Annotated in this window: 1 pseudogene; it reads right to left on the bottom strand. The window is 43.7% G+C overall.

Features of this window, described 5'->3' with window-relative positions:
* A pseudogene (locus tag ciss_RS13375) lies at positions 1 to 490 on the bottom strand (cytochrome c3 family protein); the annotation flags it as partial.

Below are 490 nucleotides of genomic sequence, written 5' to 3'. Positions count from 1 at the left end.
GTGGCAGGTTAAACAGGTCATGATGTTCTTCCCTTCATTGATTTCAAACTTTAATCCTATTGCTTTTACAGCATCAATCGAGGTAAATTCTGTTGCGTCAAATCCTACCTGGTGACGATAGGCTTCGGTGTATTTACCGGTTAATTCTTCTGCAGAACCATTGGTTCTTTCTTCACCGGTATTGTAGTCTAAGTTGGTGTTGTAGTCGGTATGACAGGCACCGCAGAAGAAGTTTAGTCCTGCTACATGGGTGACACTTTCCTCATTGCCCAGGTAGTCGCTGATATTCATCTTTACCCGCACACCGGGGAAGAAGTAAACCTTTAAGGTTGTTATAGTTCCCGGATAGCTTACCTTTAATACTGTGTACCCCTGGCTGTTGTCAATTTGATAATAAGTGGTTTTGCTGATGTCGTTGCCATTTACCCATACCTGGGTCTTGCCTGAATACGGATACCCTTTTATCCAGGTAATCTCATACCCGCTGGCA

Origin of the sequence: Carboxydothermus islandicus, assembly GCF_001950325.1 — a bacterium.
In the GTDB taxonomy this organism is placed as follows: Bacteria; Bacillota; Z-2901; order Carboxydothermales; family Carboxydothermaceae; genus Carboxydothermus; species Carboxydothermus islandicus.
The sequence above is the reverse complement of the archived record's forward strand: the minus strand, read 5'-3'. Positions and strand labels throughout refer to the sequence as shown.